General features: G+C 63.6%; 17 protein-coding genes. 8 read left to right on the top strand and 9 right to left on the bottom strand.

The genetic code is table 11. From position 1 onward, the window contains the following. Positions 1 to 28: 28 nt before the first annotated feature. Entirely contained in the window at positions 29 to 1,249 is a 1,221-nt protein-coding gene (locus EJ078_RS25445; RefSeq protein ID WP_127217350.1) for an alanine racemase, read from the bottom strand. Positions 1,250 to 1,461: 212 nt separating this feature from the next. Here EJ078_RS25445 and EJ078_RS25440 point away from each other — a divergent pair, with 212 nt between their 5' ends. After that, positions 1,462 to 2,382: a DMT family transporter gene (locus EJ078_RS25440; protein WP_127217351.1), complete on the top strand. Its 921-nt coding sequence runs from the start codon at positions 1,462 to 1,464 to the stop codon at positions 2,380 to 2,382. A gap of 425 nt (positions 2,383 to 2,807) precedes the next feature. On the opposite strand, the gene metF is transcribed toward EJ078_RS25440, so the two are convergent. After that, positions 2,808 to 3,725, bottom strand: a complete 918-nt coding sequence (metF, locus tag EJ078_RS25435; protein WP_067328999.1) for a methylenetetrahydrofolate reductase [NAD(P)H] — start codon at positions 3,723 to 3,725, stop codon at positions 2,808 to 2,810. Continuing rightward, complete coding sequence (locus tag EJ078_RS25430) at positions 3,725 to 4,732, bottom strand: metalloregulator ArsR/SmtB family transcription factor (RefSeq protein ID WP_067328997.1); 1,008 nt, start codon at positions 4,730 to 4,732, stop codon at positions 3,725 to 3,727. The genes metF and EJ078_RS25430 overlap by 1 nt, the downstream gene beginning before the upstream one ends. Before the next feature lie 141 nt (positions 4,733 to 4,873). Here EJ078_RS25430 and tsaA point away from each other — a divergent pair, with 141 nt between their 5' ends. The 3 genes from tsaA (at position 4,874) to EJ078_RS25415 (ending at position 6,748) form a co-directional block, all read left to right on the top strand. After that, entirely contained in the window at positions 4,874 to 5,380 is a 507-nt protein-coding gene (tsaA, locus tag EJ078_RS25425; RefSeq protein WP_067328995.1) for a tRNA (N6-threonylcarbamoyladenosine(37)-N6)-methyltransferase TrmO, read from the top strand. After that, positions 5,377 to 5,691, top strand: a complete 315-nt coding sequence (locus tag EJ078_RS25420; protein ID WP_066990672.1) for a DUF2293 domain-containing protein — start codon at positions 5,377 to 5,379, stop codon at positions 5,689 to 5,691. Before tsaA ends, EJ078_RS25420 begins: the two co-directional genes overlap by 4 nt. A gap of 97 nt (positions 5,692 to 5,788) precedes the next feature. Further along, positions 5,789 to 6,748, top strand: a complete 960-nt coding sequence (locus EJ078_RS25415) for a D-amino acid aminotransferase (RefSeq protein ID WP_095824936.1) — start codon at positions 5,789 to 5,791, stop codon at positions 6,746 to 6,748. Between the two features lie 69 nt (positions 6,749 to 6,817). Here the strand turns inward: EJ078_RS25415 and EJ078_RS25410 are convergent, their stop codons facing one another. After that, positions 6,818 to 7,447, bottom strand: coding sequence for an MOSC domain-containing protein (locus EJ078_RS25410; protein ID WP_095802403.1), 630 nt, complete (start codon positions 7,445 to 7,447; stop codon positions 6,818 to 6,820). A 179-nt stretch (positions 7,448 to 7,626) separates the two neighbouring features. Between EJ078_RS25410 and EJ078_RS25405 the strand changes: the two genes are divergently transcribed. Then, positions 7,627 to 8,193, top strand: a complete 567-nt coding sequence (locus tag EJ078_RS25405) for an isoprenylcysteine carboxylmethyltransferase family protein (protein WP_067328990.1) — start codon at positions 7,627 to 7,629, stop codon at positions 8,191 to 8,193. A gap of 6 nt (positions 8,194 to 8,199) precedes the next feature. Here the strand turns inward: EJ078_RS25405 and EJ078_RS25400 are convergent, their stop codons facing one another. The 4 genes from EJ078_RS25400 to EJ078_RS25385 all read right to left on the bottom strand — a co-directional run bounded on the left by EJ078_RS25400 (position 8,200) and on the right by EJ078_RS25385 (position 13,062). Next, positions 8,200 to 9,321 (bottom strand): beta-ketoacyl-ACP synthase III, encoded by a 1,122-nt coding sequence (locus EJ078_RS25400; protein ID WP_127216250.1) that lies wholly within the window; start codon positions 9,319 to 9,321, stop codon positions 8,200 to 8,202. Positions 9,322 to 9,439: 118 nt separating this feature from the next. After that, positions 9,440 to 10,207, bottom strand: a complete 768-nt coding sequence (tam, locus tag EJ078_RS25395; RefSeq protein WP_127216251.1) for a trans-aconitate 2-methyltransferase — start codon at positions 10,205 to 10,207, stop codon at positions 9,440 to 9,442. A gap of 38 nt (positions 10,208 to 10,245) precedes the next feature. Then, entirely contained in the window at positions 10,246 to 11,895 is a 1,650-nt protein-coding gene (gene ettA, locus EJ078_RS25390; protein WP_067328984.1) for an energy-dependent translational throttle protein EttA, read from the bottom strand. A gap of 156 nt (positions 11,896 to 12,051) precedes the next feature. Continuing rightward, positions 12,052 to 13,062, bottom strand: a complete 1,011-nt coding sequence (locus tag EJ078_RS25385) for a ribonuclease (RefSeq protein WP_127216252.1) — start codon at positions 13,060 to 13,062, stop codon at positions 12,052 to 12,054. A 195-nt stretch (positions 13,063 to 13,257) separates the two neighbouring features. On the opposite strand from EJ078_RS25385, the gene EJ078_RS25380 reads away from it, so the two are divergent. From EJ078_RS25380 to EJ078_RS25370, 3 genes are read left to right on the top strand one after another with little or no spacing between them, the layout of a single operon-like run. Next, the gene (locus EJ078_RS25380; RefSeq protein WP_127245812.1) at positions 13,258 to 14,217 is read left to right on the top strand and encodes an alpha/beta hydrolase; all 960 of its coding nucleotides are present in this window, start codon (positions 13,258 to 13,260) and stop codon (positions 14,215 to 14,217) included. A gap of 53 nt (positions 14,218 to 14,270) precedes the next feature. Next, positions 14,271 to 15,446 carry a CaiB/BaiF CoA-transferase family protein gene (locus EJ078_RS25375; RefSeq protein WP_127216755.1) on the top strand — a complete coding sequence of 392 codons (1,176 nt, stop codon included), beginning with the start codon at positions 14,271 to 14,273 and terminating at the stop codon, positions 15,444 to 15,446. Continuing rightward, positions 15,443 to 17,092: a thiamine pyrophosphate-binding protein gene (locus EJ078_RS25370; protein WP_127216754.1), complete on the top strand. Its 1,650-nt coding sequence runs from the start codon at positions 15,443 to 15,445 to the stop codon at positions 17,090 to 17,092. Before EJ078_RS25375 ends, EJ078_RS25370 begins: the two co-directional genes overlap by 4 nt. A 47-nt stretch (positions 17,093 to 17,139) precedes the next feature. Here the strand turns inward: EJ078_RS25370 and EJ078_RS25365 are convergent, their stop codons facing one another. After that, a complete protein-coding gene (locus EJ078_RS25365; protein WP_066990644.1) occupies positions 17,140 to 17,586 on the bottom strand; it encodes a CHRD domain-containing protein in 447 nt (148 codons plus the stop codon). Between the last annotated feature and the right edge of the window lie 63 nt (positions 17,587 to 17,649).

The following is a 17,649-nucleotide window of genomic DNA, read 5'->3' as shown; positions in this document are numbered from 1 at the left end:
CTTCTCCCACAAGGGGAGAAGGGGGAGCTCAATCCGCCATCGTCTCCAAGCTCGCGAAACCTTGCGGCGCGTCGCCCTCGTCGAACGGCGTCGTCACCTCCACGAACGTGTCGGGATAGAACCCGTTGAAGCGCGTCCTCAGTGACAGCGAGTAGGCGCCGATATGGCCGATCTCGATCCAGTCGCCGGTGTCGACCGTTTCCGGCAGCCAGAATGGGCGCGACAGGATGTCGACGGAATCGCACGTTGCGCCGCAAACCTTGAACGGCACGACCGTCTTGTCGCTGCCATTGCGCGTGCGGATCGCCGGATCGGGAATGAAGCGCGCCGGCAGCGTGATCTTGCCGGTCCATGAATCCGAGAGCGACGCCCAGATGCCGTCATTGATGTAGAGCCTTTTGCCCTTGCGCAAGAGCACGCGCACGATCAGCGACAGGCAGCGCGCCACGATCACGCGGCCGGGTTCGGCGACCAGCGGCATCTCGTCGAACTGGTATTCCTTGAGGTCGCCGGCCAGCCGCGACATGAGCTGGCCGAGCGACGGCATCTCGATGTGCTTGCGGTTGGGATCGTGGCCGTACTCGGCCGGAAAGCCGCCGCCCACGTCAAGCCCGGCAATGTCGAAGGTCAGCCGGTTGCGCACCCAGTCGGCAGAGGCCAGCGCGCGCTCGTAGGTGTCGGGGTCCTCGATCTGGCTGCCGACATGGAAGCACAGCCCGACCTTGTAGCCGGTACGGTTGAGCCGCTCGGCAAGCTCCACCGCATTGGCGGGACCGGCGCCGAATTTCTTCGACAGCTCATAGGCCGCGTGGCCCTTGGTCTGGATGCGCACGAAGACGGTGAGAGCGCCGGGATCGATGTCGAGCGCACGCACCACGCGCGTCAGCTTGGTGATCTCGTCCTCATGATCGAGCGAAATCACGCGGATGCCGTATTTCTCCAACGCCAGCTTGATGTCCGACTGCGCCTTGATCGGATGCATGTAGAGCATTTCGGCCTCGGGCGAGACCCCCCGCACAGCGGCGAACTCGCCGGGCGAGGCGACGTCGAAGGCGCTCACGCCGGCCTCGACCAGCGTCTTCAGCACGATCTGCTCGCCATTGGTCTTGACCGCATAGGCGGTCTTGCCCGGGAACATGCCCATGAACTGCAAAGCATCGGCCTTAAGCACCTGCGGGCGGAAGCAATAGACCGGATCGTCCGGACGAAGCGCCAGTGCCGCCTCGCGGGCATTTTCGAATCGCTGCATGGACGAGTCCTTGATCTCGGCGCGCACAATTAATCCTAGCTAGCCGCCAAAGAAAACAGTTCTGTGTCTCGCCTTCGCCTGCGAGCGGCCGCACCCTTCTGCGCCACGCTAAACCATTGGGCAGGTTTCGGGTGGCCCTTGCCACCGAACCGTATATCGGTTGGAGCTGGTTCGGCGGACTGAGGGGCGATCGGCATGGGAGGGGTGACGACATGACGATGGCGGCTGGCGCCGCGCCGACACGCGGACCGATGACGCTCAGAGATTGGGCGCAGCTCCTGCTGCTCGGCGCGATCTGGGGCGGCTCCTTCTTCTTTGCCCGCATTGCCGTGGCGGAGATCCATCCTTTGGCGCTGGTGCTGTTTCGCGTCGCCATCGCGGCGGCCGCGCTTCAGCTCTATCTGGCGATCCGCGGCCCGTCCTTCCGCCTCGCCTTTCCCCACGCCGGCCTGTTCTTCCTGCTGGCGTTGGCCAACAATGTCATTCCGTTTTCGCTGATCTTCGCCGGCCAGACCGAGCTCGGCGCCGGTATTGCCTCTGTGCTCAATGCCACGACGCCATTTTGGACGCTGCTCCTCGCCAATGCGCTCACCGCTGACGAAAAACTGTCCTGGAACAAGCTGGCCGGCATCTCGCTCGGCGTTGCAGGAACAGCTGTCATGATCAGTCCTGGTTTGGCTGCTGGCCTCGGCGAGCCGGCCTGGGCCAAGTTCGCGCTGATCGGCGCCTCGGTGTCCTACGCGATTGCCCTGATGATCGCGCGCCGCTTCAAGGGGGTGCCTTCGCCGGTCATCGCCACCGGGCAACTGACCGCATCGACCATCATCATGATCCCCGTCGTGCTGATTGCCTACGGCCCAGCCGGGCTGTTTTCGGTCTCGCCGCCGGTCTGGGCCGCGGTGCTCGGGCTGGCCCTGCTCTCCACAGCCTTTGCCTACATCCTCTATTTCAACCTCGTGGCCTCGGCCGGCGCCACCAACGCCTCGCTGGTCACTTTGATCGTACCGGTGAGTGCCGTGCTGCTCGGATTCCTGTTTCTGGGCGAGCGGCTGCAGCTCTTCGAAATGGGCGGCATGGCGCTGATCGGAGTCGGTCTGATCACCATTGACGGGCGCCTGTTCGGCCGATGGTAGCGGTGCCATGCCACGGCTTCGCCATAATTTATTCACAAACTCTTGGATCGATTTTTGCCGAAGAGTTTCAATGGCTAACGGCAAATTCGAGGTCGCAAATTCCACAATCACGTCGCAATGCAGCACATTTTCCGCTTGCCTGTGACCCAAATGACTCTAGATTCCGGCCATAGCTCTTAAGAGGAGGCTATGGCATGGGACTGACGAGGCCAATCAACGCATTGATGATTTGTGCTGCGTTTGCATTCATCGGCGCCCTTATCATGGGCGTTCTTCCCTGACCCGCCGAAGCCGGGAAGACCAGCACCGAGGATGAGTCCAACCGATTCGAAAAGGCCGGGTTCCGCCCGGCCTTTTCCGTTTCAATCATTGTTTTGAATGCATGTCGTTTCGCAAAACCGCTGCACACTTTTCGGCGAGTTTGATCAGGCCGCGGCCGAGCCGGCCGCCTCCGCCTCATGCGAGCGGATGCCGATCATGTGGCAGACGGCGAAGACCAGGTCGGCACGGTTCATCGTGTAGAAATGGAAATCGCCGACGCCGCGCTCGACCAGATCATGGACCTGCTCTGCCGCGACCGCTGAGGCCACCAGTGCATGCGTTTGCGGATCGTTCTCCAGCCCTTCGAAGCGCTCGGCCAGCCAGGCCGGCACCAGCGCGCCGCAGCGGGAGGAAAAATTGGCGACCTGGGTGAAGTTGTGCACCGGCAGGATACCCGGCACGATCGGGATGTAGATGCCGGCGCGGCGCGCGCGCTCGACATAGCGCTCGTAGAGGTCGTTGTCGAAGAAGAACTGGGTGATCGCCCGCGTCGCGCCATTGTCGACCTTGCGCTTCAGCATATCGATGTCGGTGGCGAAGTCCGGGCTTTCCGGATGCTTTTCCGGATAGGCCGAGACCGAGATGTCGAAATCGCCGACGCTCTTCAGCGCCCCGACCAGTTCGGCGCCGTTCGCATAACCATCGGGATGCGGACGATAGGCGGTGCCCACGCCTGCTGCCGGATCGCCGCGCAAGGCGACGAAACGGGTGACGCCAAAGTCGGCGAATTCCTGGATGACGGCGTCGACCTCATAACGGGCCGCGTCGACGCAGGTCATATGCGCCGCCGGGGTCAGCGTCGTCTCGTTGAGGATGCGCTTCACGGTGCGCGCCGTGCGCTCTCGGGTCGAGCCGCCGGCACCGTAGGTCACCGAGACGAAGCGCGGCTTGAGCGGCTCGAGCCTTGTGACGGTGTCCCAGAGCCTTGCTTCCATCTCATCCGTTTTGGGCGGGAAGAACTCGAACGAAACCCGGACCTTGTCGCCAATGTCGGGGCGGCGGGAAAAGCGGAACTGGTTCATCAGGCTGTTTCCCTTGCTGGAAGTGTGTCGTTGGACGGATCGGCGATCAGCAGGCGGCGATCGCGACCCAACCAGAGCTTGACGGTGAGTCTCGCTTCGGCCTGGCCGCGCGGCTCGAACTCCTGGCTCTCTTCGAGGTCAAGCCCTGCCTCCTCGAACCAGTCGGCGATCTGCCGGTCGGAAAAGCCGAGCCGCATATGCGCGTGCTGGTCGCGCAGGAACTCCAGATTGTGAGGCGCGAAATCGACGATCACCAGCCTGCCGGACGGACGCAGCAGCCTCGCGGCCTCGCCGATGGCGCGGGCCGGATCGTCGAGATAGTGCAGCACCTGGTGGATGGTGACGAGATCGAAGGCGTTGCGCTCGACCGGCGGCGAAAAGATGTCACCCTGGCGCACCTGCGCATTGGCGACGCCGGCTTTGTCGAGATTGGCGCGCGCCACGGTCAGCATCTCGCGCGACATGTCGATGCCGACGCCGCGCCGGTAGAGCGGCGCGAAGATCTCCAGCAGCCTGCCCGTGCCGGTGCCGAGGTCGAGCATCGACTGGAACGGCCGTTTGCCGACAAGCTTGAGCAGTGCCGCTTCCACCGCGCGATCCGGCACATGCAGCGAGCGGATGCGATCCCAGCTGGCGGCGTTCTCCGAAAAATACTCCGCGGCCCGGTCCTGCCGCTTGCGCTTGACAGCGGCCAGCCGCTCCAGGTCGCGCACCACCTGCGGATCGGCCTCGCGCACGCCCGAGACGAGCCGCTGAACGAAATCGCGCGAGCTGTCTGTGTCCGACAGCCTGAAAAAGGCCCAGGACCCTTCCTGGTAGCGGCCGATCAGCCCGGCATCGAGCAGTAGCTTCAGATGCCGTGAGACGCGCGGCTGCGACTGGCCAAGGATTTCGGTAAGGTCGGAGACCGTGAGATCGCCGCGCGACAGCAGCACCAGAATGCGCAGGCGGCTGGATTCGGCAGCCGCCTTCAATGTATCTACCATCGTGTCGAGCGTGACATGCATGAAAGGTTCTCGCTGAAAGATATAAAGATATGTTTATGTCGAATTTAAAACCCTGGCAAGCGTTATGTCGCTCTCGGACAAGAAAATGGCGCAGCCATGGTCCGCGCATTGCAGGCCATGCGTCCGCGGATTGATTGAACGATGTTCGAGAGACGCGAGGACGAGACGCTCCTGGAAAACGACCCGGCCAATCTGCCGCCGGACGGCCATGTCGTCTTCATCGGCCGGATCGCCTCGCCTTGGACGAGCCGCGAGGATTGTCCCAAGAACATGCGCGCCGCCCGCGAGACCGGTCGGACTGGGGCCATCCTGATCGACAAGCCCTACCGCCGGGGGCTGCAGAACCTCGATCGCGCCAGCCACATCGTCATCCTGTCCTGGCTCGATCATGCCCCACGGAATCTGATTGTGCAGAAGCCGCGCCATGCGGCTGAACCGAAAGGCGTTTTCTCGCTGCGCTCCCCTGCCCGGCCGAACCCTGTCGGCCTGCACATCGCCAAGCTCGTCGCGCTCGATATCGAGGAAGGCCGGATCGAGATCGACGCCATCGACGTGCTCGACGGCACGCCGGTCGTCGACATCAAGCCCTACTATGCGTCGACCGATGCCTTCCCTGAGGCGGCCATTGCCGGACGCGAGGAGAAATGAGCGCGCCGACCGGCCGCCGCCGCGCGATTGCCAAGGCGCTCACCGCGCTCTTGCCGCTCGCCCCCTATTCCGACATGGAAAAAATCCGCGCCGATGCCGGAGCCGTGCATATGAAGAGCTTGCCGCCGACGATCGCGGTGTGGCTGGCAACCATCGCGCATGTCCGCCACACCCATACCGACTATGACAAACTGCTGGCCGAAGGCTATGACCGCGACTCGGCACGCTTCTTTGTCATCGACGAGACCAATGAGGTGCTGACCCGCTGGCGCGCGACGCGGCTGCTGGAAGAGGATGACGAGGACGAGTAAAGCACAGGCTAGGCTAGACAGCGCCGTTGGCCTGGCTCTTACTTCATTCGAAGCTGGACGCTAACCTGCCTTTCCACAACGACGAAGATGGAGCGAAATGAGCCAAGCCGCCCCCGCGCCTGCCGCGCCACTACCCATTCTGTCAGAGCGTCATCTCGATCCGCATGCCTATCCCAACGGCGTCGCTTACCTCGATGGACAATATCTGCCGATGTCGCAGGCAAAGGTGTCGGTGCTGGACTGGGGCTTTCTGCATTCCGACGCCACTTACGACACGGTCCATGTCTGGGACGGCCGCTTTTTCCGTCTCGATCTGCATCTCGACCGTTTCTTCGGCGGGCTGGAAAAGCTTCGCATGACCATCCCGTTCGGCCGCGACGGCGTTGCCGAAATCCTGCACAATTGCGTCGCGCTGTCCGGCCATCGCGGTGCCTATGTCGAGATGCTGTGCACGCGCGGCGCCTCGCCGACCTTCAGCCGCGATCCGCGTCAGGCGATCAACCGGTTCATGGCTTTCGCCGTCCCCTTCGGCTCGGTCGCCAATGCCGAACAATTGCGAAGCGGCCTCCACGTCGCGATCAGCGACAAAGTCCGTATCCCACCTGCCTCGATCGATCCCTCGATCAAGAACTACCATTGGCTGGACCTGGTGCGCGGGCTCTACGACGCTTATGACCGCGGCGCCGACACCGCGCTGGTCCTCGACTTCAACGGCAACCTCGCCGAAGGTCCAGGCTTCAACGTGTTCTGTGTCAGGGCAGGCAAATTGACCACGCCCGCCGTCGGCGTGCTGCCCGGCATAACGCGCCGCACCGTGTTTGACCTGTGCGCCGAGGCGGGACTGCCCACGGTTGCCGCGGATGTCAGCGTGGCCGCGCTCAAGTCAGCCGACGAAGTCTTCATCACCTCGACGGCCGGCGGCATCATGCCCGTCACGATGATCGACGGTGCTCCGGTTGCCGATGGCAAGGTCGGGGCGATCACTGAGCGTCTGATGCGCCTCTACTGGCAAAAGCACGAGGATCCGGCCTGGTCGAGCGCAGTGCGCTACGGATGACAACCAAAGCCACTCCAACAGTTCACTCGAGCGAGACTTGAACCGGCGATATCCAAAGCCGAAGCCCGATCACGCGCGATAGATCCACTGCTCCGGCACCCGCACCGAAATCTCTTCGCCGGTCCTGATGATGCCGGGTTTTTCGACCCAGGCGACCAGACCGCGCAGCCTCTTCGCCGTCTTCGGAAACAGCAAGGCCGTCGCGTCGCGATCCGCCGCGTTGACATGTTCGGCGATCGATTGCCCGGCGACCCGGCAGGGCTTGTTCTGGCCGTCGATCTTGATCGTCACGCCGCCCTTGAAGAACAACAGCGACCCCGCCGGCAGCATCGAAAGATGCGGCAGGCCTTCGATCATCAGGTTGGCGCCGATCCATTCCGCCTTGATCTCCTCGAGGCCCATGCGGTGGGCGACGATGGCGAGCTCATCCGCGGCGACGAGCGACAATTGCCGCTCGTTGCGCATTTCGGTGCCGCGCGGGTACCAGGGCTCGCGCCCGCCGGAGCGCCGCGTCGCGCCGGCATGGAAGTCACCCTCGATCCCGTCGAAGCCAAGGCGCAATTCGTCCACGGGCCTTGTCTCGAAATGATCGGACTGCGCGGCATAGAGTGCCGCTGCCAATGCTGTCAGCTTGCGGCCGGCGACGATGTCGGCCGTCGGCTCCGCCGACGGAAAAAGCTCTAGGTTCGTTTCCTGCATAGCGTTGGTCTAGAGACGCTCGGCTACTCGGTCCAGTCGAAAGCGCTGATGATCCGATCACAGCGCTTCATGGCGATCACGACTTTCTTACCTGAAGATGCCGCACGCTTTCACATTCCGCCGCATTGCCGCCGCGCCGGCGGCGTAAATGGCGGCGCGAACTTGGGAGGGTTCAGATCATGCAGGTTCAACATGCGATCGCCGCGCTCTGGTTGGCCTGGGTGGTGTCTTGGGTGCTGGCCGCCGCGTGGGCCGATCCAGCGCAAAAGCGCGCGGACTTCAAGGCTGAGGCCCGTTACCGGGTTCTCTGGCTGGCCGGCACCTTTCTGCTGTTCGCGCCGGCGCACGGCTATGTCGGCCGATTGCGGCTGTGGACGCCGACGCTTGCCGAGGGCTGGATCTGCGTCGCCCTGATCGCGATCGGCATCGCTTTCGCCTGGTGGGCGCGCTTGCATCTCGGTCGGCTGTGGTCGGGCACCGTCACCGCCAAAGCCGATCACCGCGTGGTCGACAGCGGTCCCTATCGGCTGGTCCGCCACCCGATCTACACCGGCCTGCTGGTGTCGATCCTCGCCACCATGGCAGCCAAGGGCACTGTCTGGGGTGTTGCCGGCGCTGCCCTGCTGCTCGTCGGCATCGTCGTCAAGGCCAGGCTGGAAGAGAGCTTCCTGCGCGGCGAGCTCGGCCCCGCCTATGACGACTATGCCAGGCGCGTGCCGATGCTGGTGCCGTTCGTTCCCGCCTGAGCCGGTTTACAACATCCTCAGCAGCGCGCCGCCGATCGAATAGCCTGCGCCGAAGGCGCAGAGCAGGCCGAAATCGCCGGCCTTCATGTCCGCATGATTTTCGGACAGTGCCACGATGGCGCCGGCGCCCGCCGTGTTGCCGAGCCGCTCCAGCACCATCGGCGCGCGGTCATGGTCGACATCATGGCCGAAGGCGAGTTTCAGGATCATCGCATTCATGCGCGCATTGGCCTGATGCAGCCAGAAGCGGCGGATGCCTTGCGGCGCCAGACCATGCTCGGCCAGGAACTCGACGATGAATTTGTGGCCCGCGACCGTGACTTCCTTGAACACCTTGTTGCCGACCTGCTTGATCAGATTGCCCTCGAGGTTGATCTGGTAGGGATCGTCCTGGGCAGTGCGGGTGTGGTAGCCGAGATTGGTGCGGATGTTGTTCGACATTTGCGTCCAAGTGCGCGTGTCGAGCACCTCGAAGCGTCCCGGCCGCTTCTCGCCCTGGTCGAGCCCTTCGACGATCATGGCGACCGAGGCGTCGCCGAAGATGAAATGCGTCTGCCGGTCGCGGAAGTTGAGATGGCCGGTGATGATTTCGGGCGTCGACACCAGGATGCGCTTGTGCGCCCCTGCCCTGACCAGGTTGACTGCGATGTGCAGCGCCGCCGCGGCGGAAGAGCAGCCGAGCCCCATGTCGAAGCCGGCGCCCTTGGTGCCCAGGGCCTGCTGCATCTCGATGGCGATCGCCGGATAAGGCCGCTGATGATGCGAGGCCGAGCAGATCACCAGATCGATGTCCGAGCCTTCCACGCCGGCATGGGCGATGGCTTTTTTGGCCGAAGCGATGCCGAACTCCGCCTGCAGCGACAGCGCGTCGTCCGGCCGGGCCGGAATGCGCGGCGCCATGCGGGTTGGATCGAGGATGCCTTCGCGTTCGATCACATGGCGGGTCTGCACGCCCGACGCATGGACGATGAAGTCGCTGTCCGACTTCTGCAGCAGCGTCTCGCCTGTGACGGCGCGGCGCGCATTCTCGGTGTCGACCCAGCTGTTGAAGCTTTCGACCAGCTCTTCATTGGTGATGACAGGCTCGGGGATTTCGGCGCCGATGCCGCTGATGATGACGCGATGCATGTCCAATCCGTCCGAGGCACGGCCTTTGTGCCGGAGCGCGCTACCCTTGTCGCATTTGGCCGGTTTATGCCAGCCTAAATCGCAGTTCCGGCTATCGCGATGAGTTGACCGGAAACGGTCAGGCCCGCTTGGCAATGATGAAGATGCGCGGGAAGCGCAGCAGCACCTTGCCGGTCGCCGTCTTCGGATAGGCCTTTGCGATCTTTGCGGTGTAGCTTTCGAGGAATGTCTTTCTCTCGTCCGCGTCGAGCGGATCGAGGAACGGCTTCAACCCCGTCGCCTTGACCCATTCGACGATCGCTTCGGCATTGGCCAACGGATGATTGTAGATCGTGTGCCAGATATCCACGCGATCGGCGAGCGGCGACAGAAGATCGTAGTAGAAGGAAACCGGGGGCAGCGGCGCGCGGGCGGCGCTCCTGAGCTTGGCCGAGAACGGCATCTCGGCCGCGGTGTCGCGCATCAACCGATGCGAGGGTTCGCCAAGATTATCGGGCATCTGGATGGCCAAGGCGCCGCCCGGCGCGAGCAGCCCGATCAGCTGCTGGAACACCGCCGGATGCTCCGGCAGCCATTGAAAGACCGCGTTTGCGAAGATCACGTCGACGGGCTGTGCCGGCTGCCAGGCGGAAGCATCGGCTAGCTCGAAATTGACGTTGGGCAGCCGCGCCTTCGCCTTCTCGATCATGTCGGGTGAGGTGTCGAAGCCACTGACCTCCGCATCCGGCCAGCGCTCGACCAGCAGCTCCGTCGAGTTGCCCGGACCGCAGCCGATATCGACGACGCGGCGCGGGAAATCGACCGGAACTTGTGCTGCCAGGTCCCGCGCGGGCCGCGTGCGCTCGTCCTCGAACTTCAGATATTGGGCGGCGGACCAGTCAGCCATTTCAGAGCCTCATATTTGTTCGCCGCTCATGGACTTTGCTACCGCGTCAGCCGCTTGTGCGTCATGCGGTGCGGGGTTGCCGCCTCCGCGCCCAGGCGGCGCAGCTTGTCCTTCTCATATTCCTCGAAGTTGCCTTCGAACCATTCGACATGCGCGTCGCCCTCGAAGGCGAGCATGTGGGTCGCCATGCGGTCGAGGAACATGCGGTCGTGGCTGATGATCACCGCGCAACCGGCATAGGCTTCGAGCGCATCTTCAAGCGCGCCCAGCGTTTCGGTGTCGAGATCGTTGGTCGGTTCGTCGAGCAGCAGCACATTGCCGCCGCCCTTCAGCATCTTGGCCAGATGCACGCGGTTGCGCTGGCCGCCGGAAAGATTGCCGACCTTCTGCTGCTGGTCGCCGCCGCGGAAGTTGAAGGACGAGCAGTAAGCGCGGCTGTTGACCTCGTGCTTGCCGAGCTTGATGACCTCGGCGCCGCCCGAGATCTCTTCCCAAACCGTCTTGTTCGGGTCGAGCGCGTCGCGGCTTTGGTCGACATAGCCGAGCTTCACAGTCTCGCCCTTGCGGATCGAGCCGGCATCCGGTGTTTCCTGGCCGGTGATCATCCTGAACAGCGTCGTCTTGCCGGCACCGTTCGGGCCGATGACGCCGACGATACCGCCCGGCGGCAGTTTGAACGACAGATCCTCGATCAAAAGCTCGTCGGCAAAGCCCTTGTTGAGGCCCTCGACCTCGATGACGACATTGCCGAGGCGCTCGCTCGACGGGATGACGATCTGCGTGTCGGTCGGCTTGCGGTTCTGCGACTGCTCGACCAATTCCTCGTAGGCCTTGATGCGCGCCTTGGACTTGGTCTGGCGCGCCTTCGGCGAGGATTGGATCCATTCGCGCTCGCGCCAGATCGCCTTCTGGCGGGCGTCGTCCTCGCGCCCTTCCTGGATCAGGCGCTTGGCCTTGGCATCCAGATATTTGGTGTAGTTGCCCTCGTAGGGAATGCCGCGGCCGCGGTCGAGCTCGAGAATCCAGCCGGTGACGTTGTCGAGGAAGTAGCGGTCGTGTGTGATGATCAGCACCGAGCCCGGATAGTCGCGCAGGTGCTTTTCCAGCCATTGCGTGGTCTCGGCGTCGAGATGGTTGGTCGGCTCGTCGAGCAGCAAAAGGTCGGGCTGCTCGAGAAGCAGCCGGCAGAGCGCCACCCGGCGCCGCTCGCCGCCCGAGAGGTTGGTCACTTCGGAATCGGCCGGCGGGCACTGCAGGGCGTCCATCGCCATCTCGACCTGCTGCTCGAGATCCCACAGGTTCAGCCGGTCCATCTCGTCCTGCAGCTTGGCCGACTCGTCCGCCGTCTCGTCGGAATAGTTCATCATCAGCTCGTTATAGCGCTCGATGATGGCGGTCTTCCTGGCGACGCCGTCCATGACGTTTTCACGCACGGTCTTGCTGTTGTCGAGCTGCGGCTCCTGAGCGAGGTAGCCCACGGTCGCGCCTTCGGCCAGCCACGCCTCGCCCTGAAACTCCTTGTCGAGCCCGGCCATGATGCGCAGGATGGTTGACTTGCCCGAACCGTTGGGGCCGAGGATGCCGATCTTGGCGTCCGGATAGAAGGACAGGTGGATGTTATCGAGCACCTTCTTGGTGCCGTAGGCCTTCGACAGGCCTGACATGTGATAGATGAACTGGCGAGCCACGCGCGCTTTCCCTGAAACTGAACTGTCGAATTGGGTGGAGTTGCGCGCTATGTAGGCGATGAAGCGCCGAACGGCAATCGCTTTCGGCACGCCGCGATCTTCACCAGCCGGCGATCATGCTCGGTTCGGCGGCCAGATCCGGGCCTGGCACGCGCCCTATTGAAACCCTATCGCGTCCACCATGCCCTTCGGGCAGCCCGCCTTGCTCGTCGGCGCCGAGGCGATCAGCAGGCTGGCGAGCTTGCTGTCGGGGGCGATCGGACCGGAGAGACCGAGCGTCAGCTCGCCGATCAACCGCCTTCCGCTCGACGGATCGACAAGGCAGGAGACGCGCACGCGGTCGCCGGCGCCCTTGCCGAAGGCCTGGTCGAAGGCATTGCGTATCTGCTCCGATGTCAGCTGCTTGCCGATGTTTTTGACAAAAAGATCGCGCACCGGCGAGGCGTTCACCGCGCGCATCAGATTGAGCGCGTCGGAGAAATACTCTTGCTGGCTCTTGCCGTAGCAGGTGCCGTGCTTGATCCATTCATGGCGCTCCAGCTTGGACGCCGTGCCCGGCATCATCTGGTCGAGCTCGGCGCGCGTGTTGACGTCGAGTTCGACGGGCGGCAAATCCCCCCAATGCGCGGGATTGTCGTTGGCCTTGTCGGCCGCCGACACCTGGCAATAGAAATTGCCGTTCGGCTGCGGCCACAGCCCATGCAGCGTGAAGTGCGAAGCGTCGAATTCGTTGGGATTCTGCGCCTTGCATTCGGGTTTGTTGGCCTTGGTCTCACAGAATGCGGGCTGCCAGCTCAGCGCGAACACATATTCAGGCTTGCCGGAACCAGGTTGCGACGGCTTCATCGGATCGGCCGGCGAGGGCGTGGCGGACGCGCTGCTGCCGGTGACATGACCGCAGCCGATCTTCACCCAGCGTCGCTCCGGATCGGCGCCAGGAACCTGGATGAGATAATGGGTGGGCTCGTCCTTGTTGCCTGCCAGAAGCTGATAGGTCTGTCCCGCTTCGGTAGACACGTTGCCGGAGTTCTTGCCGCTCCTGATGGCTTGCGTTGCCGGACAGGCGCTGTCGGCCACGAAGGTGCCGCTCATCCTCACATCGGCCTGAGCCGCGCCGGCGCCAACCAGGGCCAGAACAACCGAACCCCATACTGCCCAAACCCGCATTCCCGCTCTCCCGGCGACCATCGAACCGTATCGGATTCGCCACATTAGAACAGGCGACGTGTCAGAATTGCGATCTTTGTCGTCGCGCGAAAATAATCCCCAGGAGAGCGATAAGCGCACTCCATAGGCTCGAAAGGATCTCGCACTCTTGACGCAGCCGAAGCCCTCGCCCATCAGTCGCCAAGGGAGCGAGACATGCCATTCGACAAGCAGACCAGGCTGGCCTCACCGACCGGGGCCGACCTCAACCTCTATGTGAAACATGCGCAACTATCCCCGCGCGCCGTCATCCAGATCAATCACGGCTTGGCCGAGCATGCGGCGCGTTACGCCCGCTTTGCCGACTTCCTCGGCGCGCGCGGCTTCCATGTCTACGCCCATGACCATCGCGGCCATGGCGCGACAAAGGCGCCCGATGCGCCGCTCGGCCGGTTCGCCGATACCGACGGCATCGCCAAGGTGATTGCCGATGTCGGCGCGGTGCATGATCTGATCGCCGTTGAACATCCGGGATTGCCGGTCATCGCTTTTGGACACTCGCTCGGCGCCTCGATCGCGCTGAATTTCGTGCTCCGCCATTCCGATCGCGTCCATGCCGCCGCAATCTGGAACGGCAATTTCTCGCAAGGCCTGCTCGGCCGGCTGGCCCTGGCCATCCTGGGCTGGGAAAGGATGCGGCTGGGCTCCGACGTGCCATCTCGGCTGCTGCCCAAGCTGACCTTCCAGGCCTGGGGCAAGGCCGTACCCAATCACCGGACCTTGTTCGACTGGCTGTCGCGTGATCCGGTCGAGGTCGACAAATACATCGCTGACCCGCTCTGCGGCTGGGATGCCTCGGTCTCCATGTGGCGCGATGTGGTCAACCTGGCGCTCTACGCCGGCAGGGATTCTAGCTTCGCCGGCGTGCGCCGCGACCTCTTCGTCAATCTGATCGGCGGCGGGAAGGATCCGGCATCGGACCACGGCAAAGCGGTTCACCACCTTGCCCGGCGGATGGACAAAATGGGCTTTTCGAATCTGGTTTCAAAGATTTACGCCGACACCCGCCACGAAAGCCTGAACGAGGTCAACCGCGACATCATCATGAATGATTTCGCCGCCTGGGCGGATCATACGCTGAACTCTAGCGGCATTGGCCCATTGCATGGGTCGTGACAGGGGCGACCTCTGTTGGTAGACGCTGCGCTTTCGACCACTCACGGTGATCCATGGCTGAACCCCCGCTGAAAGGCATCCGCGTCATCGAACTCGCCCGCATCCTGGCAGGCCCCTGGGCCGGGCAGCTGCTCGCCGATCTCGGCGCCGATGTCATCAAGGTGGAGAGCCCGCACGGCGGCGACGACACCCGCAAATGGGGCCCGCCCTTCGTCATGAGCCATGACGGCGAGAACCTTTCGGCGGCGTACTATCATTCCTGCAATCGCGGCAAGCGCTCGGTCGCCATCGATTTCTCCAAGCCCGAGGGCGCCGACACGCTCCGCCGCCTCGTCGCCACGGCCGACGTGCTGATCGAGAACTTCAAGCTTGGCGGTCTCAAGAAATACGGGCTCGACTATGAAAGCCTGAAGAGGATCAACCCGCGTCTCGTCTATTGCTCAATCACCGGTTTTGGCCAGGACGGGCCCTACGCGCCCCGCGCTGGGTACGATTTCATCATCCAGGCGATGGCCGGCATGATGTCGATCACCGGCGAGGTCGGCCGCGAGCCGCAGAAGGCGGGCGTCGCCATCTCCGACCTGTTCACTGGGCTTTATTCGGTGATCGCCATCCAGGCGGCGCTTCGCCATGCAGAAAGGACCGGTGAAGGCCAGCATATCGACATGGCGCTCTTCGACAGCCAGATCTCGGCGCTCGGCAACCAGAACCTCAACTATCTGGTCTCGGGCAAGTCGCCCGTGCAGATGGGCAACGCGCATATGAACATCGCGCCTTACGAGGTGCTGCCGGTCAAGGACGGCCATATCATCCTCGCGGTCGGCAATGACGGACAATTCACCAAGTTCTGCGCAGCGGTCGGCCTCACCGATCTGCCAGCCAATCCGGATTTCGCCACCAATCCGGCGCGCGTCGCCAATCGCGCAAAGCTGCGCGAACAGATCATCGAGACGCTGAGCACGTGGGATCGCGATCCGCTGCTGGCGAAGCTAGAGGCGGCCGGCGTGCCGGCAAGCCCGATCAACACGATCGGCCAGATGTTCGCCGACCCGCAGACGATCGCGCGCGGCATGCGGCTCGACCTGGACGACGGTCATGGCAATTTGCTGCCTACGGTACGTGCGCCGATGGTGATGTCCGGCACGCCGCTCGTCTATGAGCGCCCCTCGCCGCGTCTCGGCGAGCACACTGAGGAAATCCTTGCCGAACTGGAGAGAGCAGCAAAATGAAGACCGGCGGACAATTGATCGTCGAGGCGCTCGAAGCGAACGGCACCGACCGCATCTTCTGCGTTCCAGGCGAATCCTATCTGGCAGTGCTCGACGCGCTGCATGACTCGCCGATCCGCACCATCGTCTGCCGTCAGGAAGGCGGAGCGGCGATGATGGCCGACTGCCAGGGGCGCCTGACCGGCAAGCCCGGCATATGCTTTGTCACGCGCGGCCCCGGCGCCACCAACGCTTCGGCCGGCATTCATATCGCCATGCAGGATTCGGTGCCGCTGATCCTGTTCATCGGCCAGGTCGCCAGTCACGCCAAGGAGCGCGAGGCTTTTCAGGAGGTCGACTACAAGAGCTTCTTCGGCGACATCGCCAAATGGGTGGTCGAGATCGAGGATGCCTCACGCATCCCGGAATTCGTCACCCGCGCCTTCGCGGTGGCGACGTCAGGCCGCCCTGGCCCAGTTGTCATCTCGCTGCCCGAGGACATGCTGACCAGCGAGGTCGAGGCCCCAACGGCGCTGGCTCATACGCTGGTCGAAACAAGCCCTGGTGAAGCCGAACTCGACCGGCTTGAGGCCCTGCTCAATGCCGCCAAACGGCCGATTGCCATCCTGGGCGGCACGCGCTGGGATATTCAAGCGGTTCAGGACGTCACCCGTATCGCAGAGGCCTGGTCACTGCCGGTCGGCTGCTCCTTCCGCCGCCAGATGCTGTTCGACCACTTGCATCCGAACTATGCCGGCGATGTCGGCATCGGCATCAATCCAAAGCTGGCGGCAACGGTCAAGCAGGCAGACCTGGTGCTGCTCATCGGCGGCCGCATGGGCGAGATGCCGTCCTCGGACTATACGCTGTTGAAAAGCCCTTACCCGGACCAGATGCTGGTGCATGTCCACGCCGACGCCGGCGAGCTTGGCCGCGTCTATCGGCCGACCCTGGCGATCAACGCCTCCCCCGCCGCCTTCGTGCGATCCTTCGCCAGACGCAAAGGTCCGGCCGCGCCCGGTTGGGCGGCGGAGACGGCAAAGCTGCATGCCGCCTATCTCGAATGGTCGACGCCGCCTCAGACCGGCCCCGGCGCTGTGCAGATGGGGCCGATCATGACCTATCTGGAAAAGGCGCTGCCGGAAGACGCCATCCTCACCAACGGCGCCGGCAACTACGCCACCTGGGTACATCGCTTCCACCGCTTCCGCCGCTTCGCCACGCAGGCGGCGCCGACTTCCGGCTCGATGGGCTACGGCACGCCGGCCGCGGTCGCGGCCAAGGCCCTATACCCGGATCGCGAGGTCATCGCGTTTGCCGGCGACGGCTGTTTTCTGATGAACGGGCAGGAGTTCGCGACCGCCGTGCAATACGACCTGCCGATCATCGTGGTGGTCGTCAACAACGGCATTTACGGCACGATCCGCATGCATCAGGAGCGGGAATATCCGGGCCGCGTCGTGGCGACCGACCTCAAGAACCCGGATTTCGCCGCCCTCGCCCGCGCCTATGGCGGCCATGGCGAGACCGTCGAAAAGACCGAAGACTTCGCGCCGGCCTTCGAACGCGCACGCGCCAGCGGCAAGCCGGCGATCGTCGAGATCAGGCTCGATCCCGAAGCCATCACGCCGACCCGCACGCTGACACAGATACGCGACAAGTCCTGATCAGGCAGAACGAGGCGGTCGCCCCCTCGTTGCCTGAGGAAACTCCGCTACATCGATCCGCCGGCTTTCTCGATCTGGCCGCGGATCTCGCCGTCCGGATTCGCCTTGGTGTGGACGTTGACGTAGTACTTGCCGGCCTCGAGGTCGGCTGCCTGCGCGTCGGTCAGCGTCGCCGATCCCTTGATCGGGCTCTTGAGCTTCTTGAATGGGATCACCGGAGGTGCGTTTTCACCCGACGCGGCCGGGCCGTGAATGTGAGCAGCCGTCGCAGGTCCGCTGAGGCCGGAATATTTGACGTTCCAGCTGAGCTTCTTCTTGGCGGTGTCGAAGGTGAATGTGGCGGTTCCCTTGCCTTTGGTGGTGACGGGCGGGCTCTGCTGGCTACCGTCGAGCGTCGCATTGTACTTCACAGTTTCGGCCAAGGCCGGAGATGCGAGCAGCAAAGCAGTCGAGACAGCAAAGGCCGAAAGCATCGGCCATGATTGGATGCGCATTGGAGAACCTCCTTGGCTGGCGCGCATCCGCCCCGCCGCGGCTCCCCCGGCGCGCGGATGCCC

Source organism: Mesorhizobium sp. M1A.F.Ca.IN.022.06.1.1 (genome assembly GCF_003952605.1).
GTDB lineage: Bacteria > Pseudomonadota > Alphaproteobacteria > Rhizobiales > Rhizobiaceae > Mesorhizobium.
The sequence above is the reverse complement of the archived record's forward strand: the minus strand, read 5'-3'. Positions and strand labels throughout refer to the sequence as shown.